16 protein-coding genes are annotated in these 15,370 nt (G+C 72.0%); 7 read left to right on the forward strand and 9 right to left on the reverse strand.

The genetic code is table 11. The features are described from left to right. Nucleotides 1–14 precede the first annotated feature (14 nt). Nucleotides 15–1,379: an MFS transporter gene (locus AB0F56_RS12915; protein WP_362007655.1), complete on the forward strand. Its 1,365-nt coding sequence runs from the start codon at nt 15–17 to the stop codon at nt 1,377–1,379. Here AB0F56_RS12915 and AB0F56_RS12920 read toward each other — a convergent pair. From AB0F56_RS12920 to mshA, 3 genes are all read right to left on the reverse strand, one after another. Next, nucleotides 1,369–3,042: a glycosyl hydrolase family 28-related protein gene (locus AB0F56_RS12920; RefSeq protein WP_362007657.1), complete on the reverse strand. Its 1,674-nt coding sequence runs from the start codon at nt 3,040–3,042 to the stop codon at nt 1,369–1,371. The two genes, AB0F56_RS12915 and AB0F56_RS12920, sit on opposite strands and share 11 nt — an antisense overlap. A 121-nt stretch (nt 3,043–3,163) precedes the next feature. Further along, the gene (locus AB0F56_RS12925; protein WP_362007660.1) at nt 3,164–3,670 is read right to left on the reverse strand and encodes a YbjN domain-containing protein; all 507 of its coding nucleotides are present in this window, start codon (nt 3,668–3,670) and stop codon (nt 3,164–3,166) included. Continuing rightward, entirely contained in the window at nt 3,663–5,006 is a 1,344-nt protein-coding gene (gene mshA / locus AB0F56_RS12930; RefSeq protein WP_362007663.1) for a D-inositol-3-phosphate glycosyltransferase, read from the reverse strand. The genes AB0F56_RS12925 and mshA overlap by 8 nt, the downstream gene beginning before the upstream one ends. Before the next feature lie 296 nt (nt 5,007–5,302). Between mshA and AB0F56_RS12935 the strand changes: the two genes are divergently transcribed. The 3 genes from AB0F56_RS12935 (at nt 5,303) to AB0F56_RS12945 (ending at nt 8,967) form a co-directional block, all read left to right on the forward strand. Beyond that, nucleotides 5,303–6,109: a class I SAM-dependent methyltransferase gene (locus tag AB0F56_RS12935; protein ID WP_362007665.1), complete on the forward strand. Its 807-nt coding sequence runs from the start codon at nt 5,303–5,305 to the stop codon at nt 6,107–6,109. Between the two features lie 226 nt (nt 6,110–6,335). Further along, the gene (locus tag AB0F56_RS12940) at nt 6,336–7,403 is read left to right on the forward strand and encodes a C40 family peptidase (RefSeq protein ID WP_362007668.1); all 1,068 of its coding nucleotides are present in this window, start codon (nt 6,336–6,338) and stop codon (nt 7,401–7,403) included. A gap of 292 nt (nt 7,404–7,695) precedes the next feature. After that, nucleotides 7,696–8,967: a fused response regulator/phosphatase gene (locus tag AB0F56_RS12945; protein WP_362007670.1), complete on the forward strand. Its 1,272-nt coding sequence runs from the start codon at nt 7,696–7,698 to the stop codon at nt 8,965–8,967. A 47-nt stretch (nt 8,968–9,014) separates the two neighbouring features. Here the strand turns inward: AB0F56_RS12945 and AB0F56_RS12950 are convergent, their stop codons facing one another. The 4 genes from AB0F56_RS12950 to AB0F56_RS12965 form a co-directional block, all read right to left on the reverse strand. Next, nucleotides 9,015–9,356, reverse strand: a complete 342-nt coding sequence (locus AB0F56_RS12950) for a DUF2516 family protein (RefSeq protein WP_362007673.1) — start codon at nt 9,354–9,356, stop codon at nt 9,015–9,017. 86 nt (nt 9,357–9,442) lie between these two features. Then, nucleotides 9,443–10,024 (reverse strand): hypothetical protein, encoded by a 582-nt coding sequence (locus AB0F56_RS12955; protein WP_362007676.1) that lies wholly within the window; start codon nt 10,022–10,024, stop codon nt 9,443–9,445. 29 nt (nt 10,025–10,053) lie between these two features. Continuing rightward, a complete protein-coding gene (locus tag AB0F56_RS12960) occupies nt 10,054–10,512 on the reverse strand; it encodes a helix-turn-helix transcriptional regulator (RefSeq protein WP_362007678.1) in 459 nt (152 codons plus the stop codon). Between the two features lie 61 nt (nt 10,513–10,573). Further along, nucleotides 10,574–11,194, reverse strand: a complete 621-nt coding sequence (locus AB0F56_RS12965; protein WP_362007681.1) for a TetR/AcrR family transcriptional regulator — start codon at nt 11,192–11,194, stop codon at nt 10,574–10,576. A 72-nt stretch (nt 11,195–11,266) separates the two neighbouring features. Here AB0F56_RS12965 and AB0F56_RS12970 point away from each other — a divergent pair, with 72 nt between their 5' ends. Next, nucleotides 11,267–11,671, forward strand: coding sequence for a hypothetical protein (locus tag AB0F56_RS12970; protein ID WP_362007684.1), 405 nt, complete (start codon nt 11,267–11,269; stop codon nt 11,669–11,671). A gap of 31 nt (nt 11,672–11,702) precedes the next feature. On the opposite strand, the gene rox is transcribed toward AB0F56_RS12970, so the two are convergent. Together rox and AB0F56_RS12980 are read right to left on the reverse strand one after the other, a co-directional pair. Further along, nucleotides 11,703–13,178 (reverse strand): rifampin monooxygenase, encoded by a 1,476-nt coding sequence (gene rox, locus AB0F56_RS12975; RefSeq protein WP_362007686.1) that lies wholly within the window; start codon nt 13,176–13,178, stop codon nt 11,703–11,705. A 293-nt stretch (nt 13,179–13,471) separates the two neighbouring features. Beyond that, the gene (locus AB0F56_RS12980; RefSeq protein ID WP_362007689.1) at nt 13,472–13,843 is read right to left on the reverse strand and encodes a helix-turn-helix domain-containing protein; all 372 of its coding nucleotides are present in this window, start codon (nt 13,841–13,843) and stop codon (nt 13,472–13,474) included. A 49-nt stretch (nt 13,844–13,892) separates the two neighbouring features. Between AB0F56_RS12980 and AB0F56_RS12985 the strand changes: the two genes are divergently transcribed. Both AB0F56_RS12985 and AB0F56_RS12990 read left to right on the forward strand, forming a co-directional pair. Then, entirely contained in the window at nt 13,893–14,828 is a 936-nt protein-coding gene (locus AB0F56_RS12985; RefSeq protein ID WP_362007692.1) for an NAD(P)-binding domain-containing protein, read from the forward strand. 38 nt (nt 14,829–14,866) lie between these two features. Continuing rightward, nucleotides 14,867–15,352 (forward strand): MarR family winged helix-turn-helix transcriptional regulator, encoded by a 486-nt coding sequence (locus AB0F56_RS12990; RefSeq protein ID WP_362007695.1) that lies wholly within the window; start codon nt 14,867–14,869, stop codon nt 15,350–15,352. Nucleotides 15,353–15,370: the final 18 nt, after the last annotated feature.

The raw sequence follows: 15,370 nt of genomic DNA on the forward strand, positions 1-15,370 counted from the left end.
GGAGCCCGCCACACATGTCCTTCGACTCGTTCCGACGATCAGCCCGCGCCACCGTCTCCGGTCTCCCGCGCGGTTTCTGGTGGCTCTGGCTCTCCACCCTCGTCAACCGGACCGGCGCCTTCGTCCTGACCTTCCTGTCGCTGTACCTGACCCAGGAACTCGGCCACTCCGCCTGGTTCGCCGGGCTCGTCGTCGCCCTGCACGGCCTCGGCGGCGTCGCCGGTTCGCCGCTCGGCGGCACCCTCACCGACAAGTGGGGCCGCCGGCCCACGATGGTCACCATGCACCTGGTGACGGCCACCTGCGCCGCCGCCCTCGCCCTGGTCACCACCGCCTGGGGCGTCGCCGCCGTCGTCCTGCTCATGGGCATCTCCATGCAGGCCGTCCGGCCGTCCATCCAGGCGACCATCACCGACATGGTCCCCGAGCACGACCGCCGCCGGGCCTTCGCCCTCAACTACTGGGCCCTCAACCTCGGCTTCGCCGTCGCCGCCTTCGGCGGTGGCGCCGCGATCTTCCTCGGCTACCGCACCCTCTTCGTCATCGAGGCCGTCGCGGTCACCCTCTGCGCCCTGATCGTCTTCCTGCGCCTCCCCGAGACCCGCCCCGAGGCCCGCCGCAACCCGGCCGGCGAGCTCGTCGAGAAGGACCGCGTCAGCGTCCTCGACGTCCTGCGCGACGCCCCGTTCCGTACGCTCGTCCTCCTCAACCTCCTCATCTGCCTCGTCTTCACCGCCCCCTGGGTCGGCCTGCCGCTCTCCATGGCGGCCACGGGGCTCGAACCCTCCGCGTACGGCGCCGTCATCGCCGTCAACGGAGTCGTGATCGTCGCCTTCCAGCTGCTCGTCAACAAGGTGACCGACAAGCGCTCCCCGGCGATGCTGCTCACCGTCTCCTCGCTGCTCTTCGCCGTCGGTACGGGCGCCACCGCCCTGGCCGGCACCCCGCTCGTCTTCGCCGTCACGGTCGTCGTGTGGACCATCGGCGAGATGGTCCACGTCCCGACGAACGCCGCCGCCACCGCCAAGCTCGCCCCCGAACACGCCCGCGGCCGCTACCAGGGCGTCATGGGCATGTCCTGGGCGCTGTCCGGCTTCCTCGCGCCGATCCTCGCCGGCTGGGTCGTCGACGGGCCGGGACCGGACTTCCTCTGGATGGGTACGGGCGTCATCGGAACCCTCGCCGCGATCGGGTACATGACCCGGCTCCGCAAGGTCCTCGACGAGGACGACGCACCGGTCGCGGTCGCGGCCGACAGTCCGGCAGACAGTCCGGCCGACCACACTGCCGACGGTCCGGCCGGCAACACCGCCGGCAGTCCGGTCGACGCTCTGGCCGAAGTGAAGACCAGTACCGTCTCCCCCTCCGTCAGCGCCTGAGCTCCCGCTGCGCCTCGTACAGGTTCCGGGGGCGGACCGTCCCCGGAGTCCCGTACGCCTCCACGCGCGCGTGGAGCTCCCCCGTGAAGTCCGGTACGTCGATCTGGTCGAACTCCGTGACCTCGCTGATCCCCACCGTCGCGCTGTACGGCGCGATCGTGTCGATCCTGACCAGGCCCGCCCGGCCGTTGGTCACCGTCACGTTCCAGTGCGTGAACCGGGCGCCGTACAGCGGGCCCGCCGAGGCGTCGCCGCCGTGCCGGCCGTTGTTCTCGACCGTGATCTCCGTCCGTACGTTGGCGAACGGCATGCCCCGGTGCGTGTCGAAGGTGCCCATCTCCATCACCCCGCGCGACCAGACGTTGTAGCTGGAGAGCCCCTCCACGTTGATGCCGTGGAGCTGCGTCCCCGCCGGCGCCGGGACCGTACGGGCCGCGATGCGGAAGTCCTCGATCAGGTTGTCGTGCGCGCCCTCGCGGCAGAAGTACGGGTGGTGGGAGCCGCGCCCCTCGACCCGGGTGCGGCGCAGGGTGCAGGCGGAGGCGGCGACGAGACCGAAGCCGTTGTCCACGTGCCGTACGACGATGTCGTCGGCCCAGCAGTCGTACGCGCACTGGAAAGTGACGCCGTTGTAGCCCTTGTCCAGGAGGTGCGCCGACTGCGGGGTCTCGACCGCCTCCAGGGTGAGGCCCTCGACGCCCGATCCGGTCAGGGGTTCCGCGAGCGTCGTCAGGCGCGGGTCCCACTCCGGGCGCACGTCGAGCGGGAGCGGGCGCTCCAGGGTGACCTTGCGGCCCCGTACGGAGACCACGCGGACGGGCCACTCGTGCGGCACGTACGAGGTCAGCTTGGTCTTGTCGTCCCAGTGGTACGACTCGGGGCCTGCGCCGCCGCCCGCCATGTGCTCCAGGAGCGTGTGGCCGGCGTCGTCGGCGAGGCGGAGGAGAACGACCTGGCCCCGGCGTACGGCTGACGGGTCGTCGACGGTGATCGTCCAGTCGCCGCGCCGTGCCGGGCGCACGGTCGTCAGGGTCTCCCACTCGTCGCGCTTGTTGCCGGTCCAGCCCTCGAAGGGCCAGGCCTTGGCGCGGATCGCCGCGACGAGGGAGGCGTGCCGGGCGTGCGGGGCGAGCCAGATCAGGCCACCGGCCCAGGACCAGGACGACTTGTCGCCTCCGTAGCGCGAACCGTACGGACCGATCAGCTCGGTCAGGTTCTTCGTCGCGAGGAGCTTCGTCCGGCCCGAGCCGGCGCCGCGCAGGACCACGTCGCTGTGGCCGATGTGGAGGAAGTCGTCGATGCGGTACGTCCCCGGTGGGATCAGCACCGTGCCGCCCCCGCGCTCGCCCACCTCGGTGAGCGCCCGGTTGATGGCGGCGGCCGAGTCGGCGGAGCCGTCGGGGACGGCCCCGTAGGTGAGGGCGTTCGCGACGACCGGCGGCCGGCCGAGTCGGGTGGCGCCCCTGCGGGCGCCCGCGCGGCCCACGTAGGGGATCTGGGGGTGGGTGTAGGGGGCGTCGGCGTACTCGCGCCAGAGGGCGGCGGGGCGTGCGGGGGCGGGGCGTACGACGGCGGCGGGGCGCGACGGGGTGAATCCCGTCGTCGTCGCGGCCACCCCGACGGCCACGGCGCCGCCCACGAACTGTCTCCTGCTGATTCCCATGAGCCCACCCTCACGATTCATGTATCTGAACAATGTTCAGATCTGCGTTGGCGGTGAGCATGGCACGGCCCGGGGTGGGTACGGAAGGGGTCGTGCGGGCCCTGGGCTAGCCCTGGGCCACTCAGGACTTCTTGGTCAGGTGGGTGAACGCGTCGAGGTTCCGGGTCGACTCGCCGCGCGAGACCCGCCACTCGTACTCACGCCGGATCGCGCTCGCGAAACCCAGCTCCAGAAGGGTGTTGAAGGAGCCGTCCGCCGCTTCGAGGACCGAGCCGAGCAGCCGGTCCAGCTCCTCCGGGGTGACGGCGGCCAGCGGCAGCTTGCCGGTCAGATAGATGTCGCCGAGGCCGTCGACCGCGTAACTCACGCCGTACAGCTTGAGGTTCCGCTCCAGGAGCCAGCGGTGGACGGCCGGCTCGTTCTCGTCGGGGTGACGGATGACGAAGGCGTTCAGCGAGAGGGAGTGCTGGCCCACCCGGAGGGAGAGCGTCGTGAAGAGCTTGCGCGTGCCGGGGAGTTTGACGACGTACGAGCCCGGCTCGGGCGACTCCCACTCCAGCTCCGCGTCCTTGAACGTGTCCTCGATGACCCGTCGTGCGCCCTCGCCCTGCTCAGCCCGCTCAGCCATGGTGCGAGCGTACGCGACGGCGGTGATCGTGCATCGCCGCCGTGTACACGTCCGCCGTGCCCGAGGCCGCCGTGTCCCAGCCGAAGGACTCGGCGTGCCGGGCGGCCGCCGCGCCCATCCGGTCGGTCAGCGCCGGGTCGGCGAGGAAGCGGCCGAGCGCGCGGGCGTAGTCGGCCGGGTCGTGGCCCTGGACCAGGAAGCCGGTGACGTCGTCCCGTACGGCGACCGGAAGGCCGCCGACCGCCGCCGCGACGACCGGGGTCCCGGCCGCCTGCGCCTCGATGGCCACCAGGCCGAAGGACTCGCTGTACGAGGGCATGACCAGCACCGACGCCGCCCGGAACCAGTCCGCGAGGCGGTCCTGGCCGACCGGCGGGTGGAAGCGGACGACGTCCGCGATGCCGAGCCGGGCGGCGAGCTTCTGCAGCCCCTCCGGCTTGGCGAGGCCGCTGCCGCTGGGCCCGCCGACGATCGGCACGACCATGCGCGAGCGCAGCGAGGGATCGCGGTCCAGGAGCCGGGCCGCGGCCCGCAGCAGGATGTCGGGGGCCTTCAGGGGCTGGATCCGGCCCGCGAACACCGGGATGAAGGCGTCGGGGGGCAGCCCGAGGCGGGCGCGGGCGGCGGCCCGGCCGTCCGCCGGGCGGAAGTGGTCCAGGTTCACGCCGGGGTGGACGACGGCGACCTTCGCCGGGTCCGCGTCGTAGAAGCGGACGAGCTCGTCGGCCTCCTCGGCGGTGTTGGCGATCAGCCGGTCGGCGGCGTCGACGATCTGCGTCTCGCCGATCACCCGGGCCGAGGGCTCGGGCGTGTCGCCCTCCGCGAGCGCCGCGTTCTTGACCTTGGCCATGGTGTGCATGGCGTGGACGAGCGGGACGCCCCAGCGCTCGGCGGCGAGCCAGCCGACGTGGCCGGAGAGCCAGTAGTGGGAGTGGACCAGGTCGTAGTGGCCGGGGCGGTGGCCCGCCCAGGCCTGCATGACGCCGTGCGTGAAGGCGCAGAGCTGGGCCGGCAGCTCCTCCTTGGCGAGGCCCTCGTACGGCCCCGCGTCCACATGGCGTACGAGAACACCCGGCGCGAGCTCGACGACCGGGGCGAGGCCGCCGGTGGTGGCCCGGGTGAAGATCTCGACCTCGATGTTGATCGCGGCGAGGCGCCTGGCCAGCTCCACGATGTACACGTTCATACCACCGGCGTCGCCGGTGCCCGGCTGGTGGAGGGGCGAGGTGTGGACGCTGAGCATGGCCACCCGGCGGGGGCTCCGGTGACGTCCGGGGAGCCGGAGCCGGGGCGGCGTCGCCAGGGAGCCGGCGAGCCGGGACACGTACTGGCTCACGTCGACGGTCCTTCCACTGAGTGGGCACGACAAGGGGGGCGCGCGCGGCACCTTCCACGGGCGACAACGCCGGAATCACGCCATCCATTTCCTCTTTGCCAATTCATTGCCCTGCCGGACGGCGTGGCACCGCCGCGGTGCCGTCCTCGCGGGCTCGCCCGCCACCGGCCCGCGTGGCACCCCCGCCCGCCACCGGCCTCGTGGCACCGCCCCCGGGCACCGGCCCGCGTGGCACCCCCGCCCTCCACCGGCCCGCGTGGCACCCCCGCCCAGCACCGGGCCCGTACTCTCGTTCCATGGCCCCGCGCACCACCCGCCCCGCCGCAGCCCGCCCCGTCGGCACGGCCACCCGCGGGACCACCAACCCGAACCGGCTGCGCCGCATGGACCGCTGGATCGCCGCCACACACGGCCCGGCCCTGCGCCGCTCCGCCGAGCCCCCCGTCGCCGTCGACCTGGGATACGGGGCCGCCCCCTGGACCGCCGTGGAGCTCCTGGCGCGGCTGCGGACGGCCGATCCGCGGACCGAGGTCGTCGGCATCGAGATCGAGCCGGCCCGGGTCGCCGCCGCCCAGCCGTACGAGCGCCCGGGCCTCACCTTCCTGCACGGCGGCTTCGAGGTCCCGGTGCCGGGCGAGGTCGCGCTGATCCGGGCCGCGAACGTGCTGCGGCAGTACGACGAGGACGAGGTCGCCGCGGTGTGGGCGCGGCTGTGCGCGCGGCTCGCGCCCGGCGGGCTGCTCGTCGAGGGGACCTGCGACGAGATCGGGCGCCGTCATGTGTGGGTGGCGCTCGACCGGTCCGGGCCGAGGACGGTCACCTTCGCGACCCGGCTCGGCTCGCTCGACCGCCCCTCGGACCTCGCGGAACGGCTGCCGAAGGCGCTGATCCACCGGAACGTGCCGGGCGAGCCGGTCCACGCGTTCCTGCGGGACTTCGACCGGGCGTGGGCGGCCGCCGCCCCGTACGCCTCGCTGGGCGCGCGGCAGCGCTGGATCCGGGCCGCGCGCGACCTGGCGGCGGACTGGCCCCTGACCGACGGGCACCGGCGGTGGCGCCAGGGCGAGGTGACGGTCCGCTGGGAGGCACTGGCGCCCCGCTGAAGGACCAATTGCCGGTGAATTCCTGGTCGATCGGGAACGCAACTCCCTTCCCACCCGTCCCGTCTGGGGGAGAGTGACCCGACAGGGCCCGGTATCCCCTGTCGCTTTGAGGTCACGCGTGGCACTATCGCCAAGGTCGCCACCAAGTTACTGACGGTAAATCAGATACCGGCTGCGCGATGTACGACATACGAGTTACGGGTGCGGGCCGTACGAGGGGGAGCTTGTGAACCGACGCCGCTGTGTGAACGCCGCGATCACCGTGGTCTGCACCCTGACGGTGCTCGTCTCACCCGCGCTGACGGTCGGAGCCTCGGCGGCTCCGCTGCCTCCAGGAACGCCCACCGCGCCCGCCGCGCCGAAGAAGACCCTCGAAGAGGTGCGCAAGGAGATCGAGGGCCTGTACCGGCAGGCGGCCGCCGCCACCGACGCGTACAACCTCGCCGAGGAGCAGACCAAGGAACAGTCCGCCGAGATCGTGCGGCTGGCCCAGATGATCGTGGCCGGCAACGAGAAGGTCGACGCGCTCAAGGCCCAGGCGGGCGCCGCGGCCCGCGCCCAGTACCGCAACGGCGGTCTGCCCGACGGCGCCCAGTTCGTCCTCACCGACGACCCGCAGCTCTTCCTGGACAACGCCGGCCGGTTCAAGGAGGGCCAGAAGGCCACCAAGGACCTGCTGGCCGAAATGGTCCGGACCCAGGCCCAGTTGACCGTGTACGCCAAGGACGCGGGCACCAACTGGACCAAGCTGGAGGCCAACCGCGTCAAGCAGGCGGCGGCCAAGAAGGACATCAACGACAAAATAGCCGCGGCGAAGAAGCTGGAGTCCACGCTGGCGGCCGAGGAGCTGGAACGGCTGCGGCGCCTGGAGGAGCAGGAGCAGTACCGCCAGCAGACCGCGTGGGTGAACACCGGCGTCCTCAAGGGCCTGAACACCACGGCGACACCACAGGGCAAGCGGGCGGTGGAGTTCGCGACGTCGCAGATCGGCAAGCCGTACGTCTGGGGGGCCGAGGGCCCGGACTCGTACGACTGCTCGGGCCTGACCCAGCGCGCCTGGGGCACGGCCGGCCGGAACATTCCGCGCACTTCGCAGGAGCAGTGGCGGTTGCTGCCCAAGGTGGACATCAAGGACATGCGCCCCGGTGACCTGATCGTCTACTTCAAGGACGCCAGCCACATCGGCATGTACGTCGGAAACGGCGCGATGGTGCACGCCCCGCGCCCGGGCCGGGACGTCACACTCGCGGGCGCGGGCTCGATGGAGATCCTGGGCGTGGTCCGGCCGGAGTGAGGCGCTCGGGGTGACGGGCGCTCGGGGTGACGGGCGCTCGGGGTGACGGGCGCGAAGTCACCCGCCCGGAGTGCCGCGCTCCGAGTGACCGCGCTCACCTCGGTGGCGTGATGTTCGTCATGACCCGGAGGGCAACATCCTCCCCATGCGCGGCATATGCCAACGGCTCTTCGGCGCTCGTACCCTGATCACCATTCCGCTCCCCCGTGCGCTACCGCTATGGTCCCCGTCTGGCGGGACGTCGTTCGTCGCCCCGCCGCGCCCTCGGGGGGAGGGAAGGAAACCGCGACCGATGCCCGTACCCGTACCGCGCCAGAGAAACGTCTCTGCGGCGGCGCCCGGCGCTGTTGCCACCGCTGCGACCACGGCGACCGGCACCGGCTCCGGCACCGATCTCACCCTGCTGGTCGTCGAGGACGACCCGGCGGGCGCCCTCGCCGTGCCCGAGATGCTCGACGACCGGGACGGGACCCGCGTCCGCATCCGTACCGCCCGCAACCTGACCGAGGCCGAGCGGCTGCTCACCGACGACGTCCACTGCGTCCTGGTCGACCTGGCCCTGCCCGGCCCCCGTGCTTCCGGTGACGACCCGCTCGCACCCCTGCGCCAGATCCTGCGGCTCGCCCCGCGCCACGCCGTCCTGGCCCTCGCGGCCTCGGCCGACGCGGAGCTGGCGGCGGAGGCGGTACGGGTCGGGGCGCAGGACCACCTCTTCCGTGAGGAGCTCGACGGCCGGCTGCTGAGCCGGGCGATCCGGTACGCGGTCGAGCGCAAGCGCGCCGACGCGGTCCAGGTGAAGCTGACCGAGTCGCGGCTGCGGGCCCAGGAGAACGCCCGCCTGGAGCGCGGGCTGCTGCCCACCCCGCTCCTGGAGGGCTCCGACCTGCGCTTCGCCGCACGCTACCGGCCCGGCCGCTCCCGCGCCCTGCTCGGCGGCGACTTCTACGACACCGTCCGTACGCCGGACGGCACGGTCCACGCGATGATCGGCGACGTCTGCGGGCACGGCCCGGACGAGGCCGCGCTCGGCGTGGAGCTGCGCATCGCGTGGCGGGCGCTGACGTTCGCGGGGCTGTGCGGGGACGAGCTGCTCTCGACGCTTCAGCAGGTCCTGGAGCACGAGCGGGAGAACGAGGAGATCTTCGCGACGCTCTGCACGGTCGACATCGCCCCGGACGGCCGCCGGGCGGGCCTCTGCCTGGCCGGCCACCCCGCGCCGCTGATCGCCCGCAGGGGCCGCCCGGCGCGGCTGCTGCCGTACGAGGACGGCGGCCCGGCGCTCGGCCTGCTGCCGCGCGCCCGCTGGCCGCGCCGCCAGGTGGAGCTGGGCGGGGCGTGGAGCCTGCTGATGTACACGGACGGCCTGATCGAGGGCCGCTCGGCGGGCCCGGGCTCGCCGCGCCTCGGGCAGGACGGGATGGTCGAGATGATCAACCGGCAGCTGGCGGAGGGCCTGCGGGGCGAGGACCTGCTGGAGGCGGCGGTGACCGAGGTGCGGTCGCTGAACGGCGGCGAGCTGACGGACGACGTGGCGGTCCTGGCACTGGAAAGGGCCCGGGGATAACCCCGGACCCTTTGGTTCCGCTTGACTCGGCGTTCCGTTCCTGACTGCTACCGGCCGCCGTTGTACGGCCCGTAGGGCCCGTCACTGCTGGACCCGCCACGGCGTCCGCCGCCTCCACCGGAGACCTGCTTGAGGGCCGGCCGGACGTCGACCATGAAGACGATCGCGGCGATGACACCGGCGATCTGAAGGAAGAGCATGTCCAGAACCAGGTTCAGGACCAGGTTGATGCCGAGGATGATCAGCCAGAACTTCTTGGTCTGCTTGTCGGCCGCGCGGTAGGCGTCCTCGCGTGCCATCGCGGCGAAGACGAAGGTGACGACGGCGAAGACGAGGAAGAACAGCCCGACCACCAGCGTGATACCCAGGTCGAATCCGTCGCGCAACATATCTGAACCGCCTCGTCAGTGGATGAACCGCCTCGCGGCCAAGGTACCCGGTACAACGCACCGGACACCTTGTTTGGTGCCCCGGCCTACTTCTCCGTGGCGCCGGCGGTCTTCTTGGCGGCCGGCTTGCGGACGGAGGTCTTCCGGGCGGGGGCCTTCTTGGCGGCGGCGTCCTGGGCCGGCACCTCGGCCTTCGTCTCCGGCTCGGCCTTCGTCTCGGCCTTCGTCTCGGGCTCGGGCTCGACGACGACGGCGATCTCGGTGATCTCCTCGGCCACCTCACCGCGCCAGGCCTTGACGGCCTCCTCGCCGTGCTCGGCGATCTCCTCGTACTTCTCGCGCGCCTTGACCGCGTACTCGGCGGCGACGCCGACGCCCCGCAGGGCGAGGTCCTGGGCGGTCTCGCCGAGCTTCTTCAGGTCGGTGTCGAGGTTGCCGACGACCTCGGCGAACTTCGACTGGACGGTGGCCTGGGCCTCCTTGGCCCGGTCGGTCACCTTCTCCTGCACGACCTTGGGGTCGGTGTTGCGCACCGCGTCGATGCGAGCGGGCGCCTCGGCGGCGATCTGCTCGATCAGGCCGGGGACCTTCTTGGCCTGCTGGACGGCGAGGTCGGCGGTGCCGGCGGCGAAGTAGAGGGGGGTACGCAGTTCTTCGATGATGGCCATGGTGGGTGGTCCTCCGGAATGTGTACGTACTAACTCGCGGTGGGTTTGGCATCGGCACCGGCGTCGGAACCGGCGTCACCCCCTGAGGCCACCTGGTCGGCGACCGCCTGATCGGTGGCCGCCTCCGCGGCCTCCGCCGCCTCTGCGGCGTTCTCCTTGCGGAAGGAGTCGTAGATCTGGAGCAGCACCTGCTTCTGCCGCTCGTTGATCGAGGGATCGGCCAGGATGACGGCGCGCGTCTCCAGCTCGTCCCGCTCCTTCTCGTCGAGGATCCCGGCCCGCACGTACAGCGTCTCGGCGGAGATCCGCAGCGCCTTGGCGACCTGCTGCAACACCTCGGCGCTCGGCTTGCGCAGGCCGCGCTCGATCTGGCTCAGATAGGGATTGGACACCCCGGCGGCCTCCGCGAGCTGCCGCAACGACAGCTGCGCGGTGCGCCGCTGCTCACGGAGGTACTCGCCAAGATTGCCGACGTTGAGTGATGCCATGCTGCGAAGATGCCACCCCGCGCTAACTATTGCAAGCACCCGCTTGCAATAGTGTCGCGCTTCATACGCCCCCGTCGGGCTCGACGAGGGACGCGTCGGAGGCCAAGGCGCGGGCCGCGGTGGCGAAGTACTGTTCGTCCGCGCCGGCGGCGAGGCCGAGGAGGACGCCCTGACTGAGGCCGACGAACAGGGCCCTGAGGGCGGTGGCCAGGAGGTGGGCCTGGCGGGGCGTCACGACGCCGCCGTTGTGCGGGCGCCCGGCGAACAGTGCGGCCAGGTGGCTCTCCTGAGCGCGGACGGACGTGGCGAGTTGTGCGCCCAGGTCCGGGTCGTGCAGGGCCATGTCCAGCAGGGTGATCTGCAGTGACAGGCGAGGCAGCGCGTCGGGGGCGTCACAGCCGCGCCGGTAGTGCCGGGCGAAGGCGTCGACCGCTTCGAGCAGGTCCGCTTCCGCCGGGACCAGCTGCTCGATCTCTTCGTAGTACGGCCCCAGGTGGTCGGCCACCAGGGCGACCACCAGGCCGTTCTTGCTCCCGAAGAGGGAGTAGACGGCACCCGTGGTCAGGCCCGCGCGTTCGACGATCTCTTCGAGTTTGGCCCGGTAGCCGTCCCGCGAAACGACCTGGAAGGCAGCGTCCAGCAGGGCGCGGCGGTTGCGTTCCCTGGTCTCCGCTCTCGTCATTCTCATAATTTGATTATTACCGTAATCTCGTTACGGAATCAGTCGGACGAGCGCGCTTCAGGGAGGACACTCATGACCCAGGCCCTGGCACCAGCAGTGACCCGCAGCATGGCAGGCGTCATCGCCGACGGCGTCTTCAAGGTGGTGCTCGCCGTCGCCTTCCTCGCCGGCGCCGCCCCGCTCGGCCGGCTGCTCGGCGCGTCCACGTGGCTGATGGTGGCCGCCGGTGTCGCCCTGCTGATCGGCGGGGGCATCGAGATCGCGTACATGCGTAGACGATCCATGCGCACTTACACCCGGCTGATGGTCGCCTACGACAGCGGTTGGGTCCTCGCGGCCCTCGTCGGCGTTCTGATCGCGTGGCAGGGCGGGAGCGGCGGGGGCGAGGTCTGGGTCGGGTACCAGGCGGCCGCACCCGTCGCGTTCGCCGCCCTGCTGGTCGCGGCCGGTCCGGGCCGGGTAGCCGTCTCGGACTGAGCGAGACGGCGCCCCGGCCGCCGGGTAGCCGTCAGCCGGTGCTCTCCGCGCCGAACCAGCGGTGCAGGGCCGCCCGGAGGTCCTCCGGGTTGTCGCCCGCCCAGGCCACGTGGCCGTCCGGGCGGAGGAGGACCGCGGGGGCGGTCAACTCCTCGCCGGTGTCCACGACGTGGTCGACGCGGTCCGTCCAGCCGGTCGCCGAGAGGGTGCCGGTCTGGTCGAGGAGCAGGCCGCGGCCGGTGCGGGTGAGTTCGTACAGGCGGCCGTTCTTCAGCTGGAGGTCGCGCAGGCGGCTGCCCAGCAGCTCGTGGCCCTCGCCGAAGTCGTAACGGACGCCGAGGGCGGTGATCTTCTCGATCAGGTGCCGGTTGACCTCCTCGATGTCCATCAGCTCCGCGAGCAGCCGCCGCACCGACTGGGGGCCCGGCTCCACGCGCATCAGCTCCATCTGCGCGCGGGTGTTGTCCAGGACGTCGGCGGCGACCGGGTGCCGCTCGGCCTCGTAGCTGTCGAGGAGGCCCTCCGGCGCCCAGCCGTTGATGTCGGCCGCCAGCTTCCAGCCGAGGTTGAAGGCGTCCTGGACACCGAGGTTGAGCCCCTGCCCGCCGGTCGGCGGGTGGATGTGCGCCGCGTCGCCCGCGAGGAACACGCGGCCGACCCGGTACCGCTCGGCCTGCCGGGTCGCGTCGCCGAAGCGGGAGAGCCAGCGCGGCGAGTGCACGCCGAAGTCGGTGCCGGCCACCGCCCGCAGCCGCTCCTTGAACTCCTCGAAGGTCGGCGGGACCGTACGGTCCTCGCGCACCCCGTCGGCGGGCACGATGACACGGTAGAGCCCCTCCCCCAGCGGCCCGGCGCCGAACCGCTTCTGCGTCCGGCGGACCTCGGCCATCACCGCGGCCACCTCGTCCGGGTCCGCGGTCAGCTCCATCTCGCCGAGCAGCGTGTCGACCCGGCTGGGCTCGCCGGGGAACCCGACGCCGATCAGCTTGCGTACGGTGCTGCGACCGCCGTCGCAGCCGACGAGGTGGCGCGCGCGCAGCCGGGTGCCTCCCCCGCCGGCTACGCCCCCATGGGCGGGGGCGCCCCCACTGGCCAGCTCGGCGGTCACCCCCTCCTCGTCCTGGTCCAGCGCCACCAGCAGCGAGCCGCGCCGGATGTCCGCGCCCAGTTCGACGGCGCGCTCGGCGAGGAGGCGGTCGACGACGGGCTGCGGGATGCCGAGGACGTACGGGTGGGCCGTGTCGAGGCGCGGCGCGGGCTTGGTGATACCGGCGAAGAACCCGCCGCCGACCGGGTACTGCTTGCCGAGCGGGAGGAACCGTTCCAGCAGGCCGCGCTGGTCCATCACCTCGACGCTTCGCGCGTGCAGGCCGAGCGCGCGGACCACCTTGGTCGGCTCCGCGTCCCGTTCGAGCACGACCACCCGCACATCCTGCAGGCGCAACTCGGCGGCGAGCATCAGACCGGTCGGTCCGCCACCGACCACGATCACGTCAACGTCGTACATGGGTCCCCCAGAGTGCTGTCGAACAGAGCAGGAAATACGGACAATTAGGAATCTTCCTGCTCAGGTCGACGATTCTGCACCACACCGGGGGCCTTGCCGCAAGGCCCCCGGTGCGCTATATCTTGAGAGTGGCAAGGGGCTGGTCCTCCTTGCCTTTTCTGTTTTCCGGGGGCTTTCAGTCGCTCCCGTACGCACCTCCCCCACGTAGCCACTTTTTTGTGGGTACTTGGCGACGAGCGGCCGGGCGGCGAACCTGGTGAGGCCGACGGAGAGGAGGTGGCGGTGCGAAGAGGTCAGGACGCGGCCGGGCGGATCCCGGCGGACCGGGCGTGCTCCGTGAGCTTCTCCAGGCGGCGGTGGCCCCAGTCGGAGAGGGGCGCGAGCGCCGTCGCCAGCTCCGCCCCGAACTCCGTCAGCGAGTACTCGGTCTTCAGCGGAAGCGTGTCGTACACCTGCCGGTGCACCAGCCCGTCGGTCTCCATCTCGCGGAGCGACTGAGTCAGCACCTTCTCGCTGAGGCCGGGCAGGAGGCGGCGCAGCTCGCCCGGGCGGCGCGGACCCGACTCCAGCAGCCACAGCAGGGTCGTCTTCCACTTGCCGTCGATGACCGCGATCGCCGCGGTCACTCCACAGACGTCCGTGTCCTGGGCCCGACCGCGCGTCACCCTCGCCCCCTTTGTCACTGATCACCACTGTACGTACGGGAGTTGAAGCATGCCCTCAGCCATCGAGCAGTCCGCCAACACCGCCACCGTCACCGTACTCGGCCTCGGGCCGATGGGCCGGGCCCTCGCGGGCGCCTTCCTGGACGCCGGGGTACGCACCACCGTCTGGAACCGGACACCGGGCCGCGAGCGGGAGCTGGTCGCGCGGGGCGCGAGCGGCGCCGGCTCCGTCGAGGAAGCGGTCGCGGCGAGTGAGCTGACCGTGGTCTGCGTCGTGAACTACGACGCGGTGGACGCCATCCTGCGGCCCGGGGCGGTCACCGGCGCGCTCAAGGGGCGGACGGTGGTCAACCTGACCGCCGACACCCCGGACCGGGCCCGGTCCACCGCCGCCTGGGCGGCCGAGCACGGCATCCGCTACCTGGACGGCGCGATCATGACCCCGACGTCCACCATCGGGACCCCTGACGCGGTGTTCCTGCACAGCGGCCCGGCGGAGCTGTACCGCGCACACCGTCCCGTACTGGACACCCTCGGTGGCACCCACACCCATCTCGGCGAGGAGCCCGGCCGGGCGGCGGCGTACGACATCGCGCTGCTCGACATCTTCTGGACCGCCATGGCCGGGTACGCCCACGCCCTCGCGGTCGCGCGGGCGGAGGGGATCAGCGCGCGGGACCTGGCGCCGTTCGCGAAGGGCATCGGCACGATCCTCCCGCCGATCTTCGAGGAGAGCGCCGAGGAGGTGGACGGCGGGATCTTCTCGGGCGCGGACAACCCGCTCACCTCGGCGGCCTCGTCCATGACCCACATCGTGCACGCGTCGGAGGCGCACGGCATCGACGCCGGCGTGATGCGCGCGGCCGAGGGCCTCGCCCGGCGCGCCATCGCGGAGGGCCACGGCGGCGACGGCTTCCTCCGGATCAGCGAGCTCCTGAGCCGAGGCCAGGGCGAAAGCCGAGGGTCCGCCTCGTCCGCTTCCTGATAATCCACGACGGATCGACTTCACCTACCCTGGCTGACATGACAGCCATGGCACCCACCCGCACCGAGCCCGATCTCTCCTTCCTCCTCGACCACACCAGCCACGTCCTGCGGACGCGGATGAGCGCCGAGCTCGGGGAGATCGGGCTCACCCCGCGCATGCACTGCGTCCTCGTGCACGCCCTGGAGCAGGAGCGCACGCAGGCGCAGCTGGCCGAGATCGGGGACATGGACAAGACCACGATGGTCGTCACCGTCGACGCCCTGGAGGCGGCCGGGCTCGCCGAGCGCCGGCCGTCGAGCACCGACCGGCGGGCCCGCATCATCGCGGTCACCGAGGCGGGGGCGAAGGTCGCCGCGAAGAGCCAGAAGATCGTCGACGGGGTCCACGAGAACGCCCTGGCCTCGCTCCCCGACGAGGAGCGCGAGGCGCTGGTGCGCGCCCTGAACCGCCTGGTCACAGGGCATCTGGAGACCCCCGTGGAGAGCGCGCGACCGGCCCGGCGCGCTCGCCAGAAGGGCTGAGAGCCACCGATCACCCGA

Source organism: Streptomyces sp. NPDC026092 (assembly GCF_040638605.1).
In the GTDB taxonomy this organism is placed as follows: Bacteria; Actinomycetota; Actinomycetes; order Streptomycetales; family Streptomycetaceae; genus Streptomyces.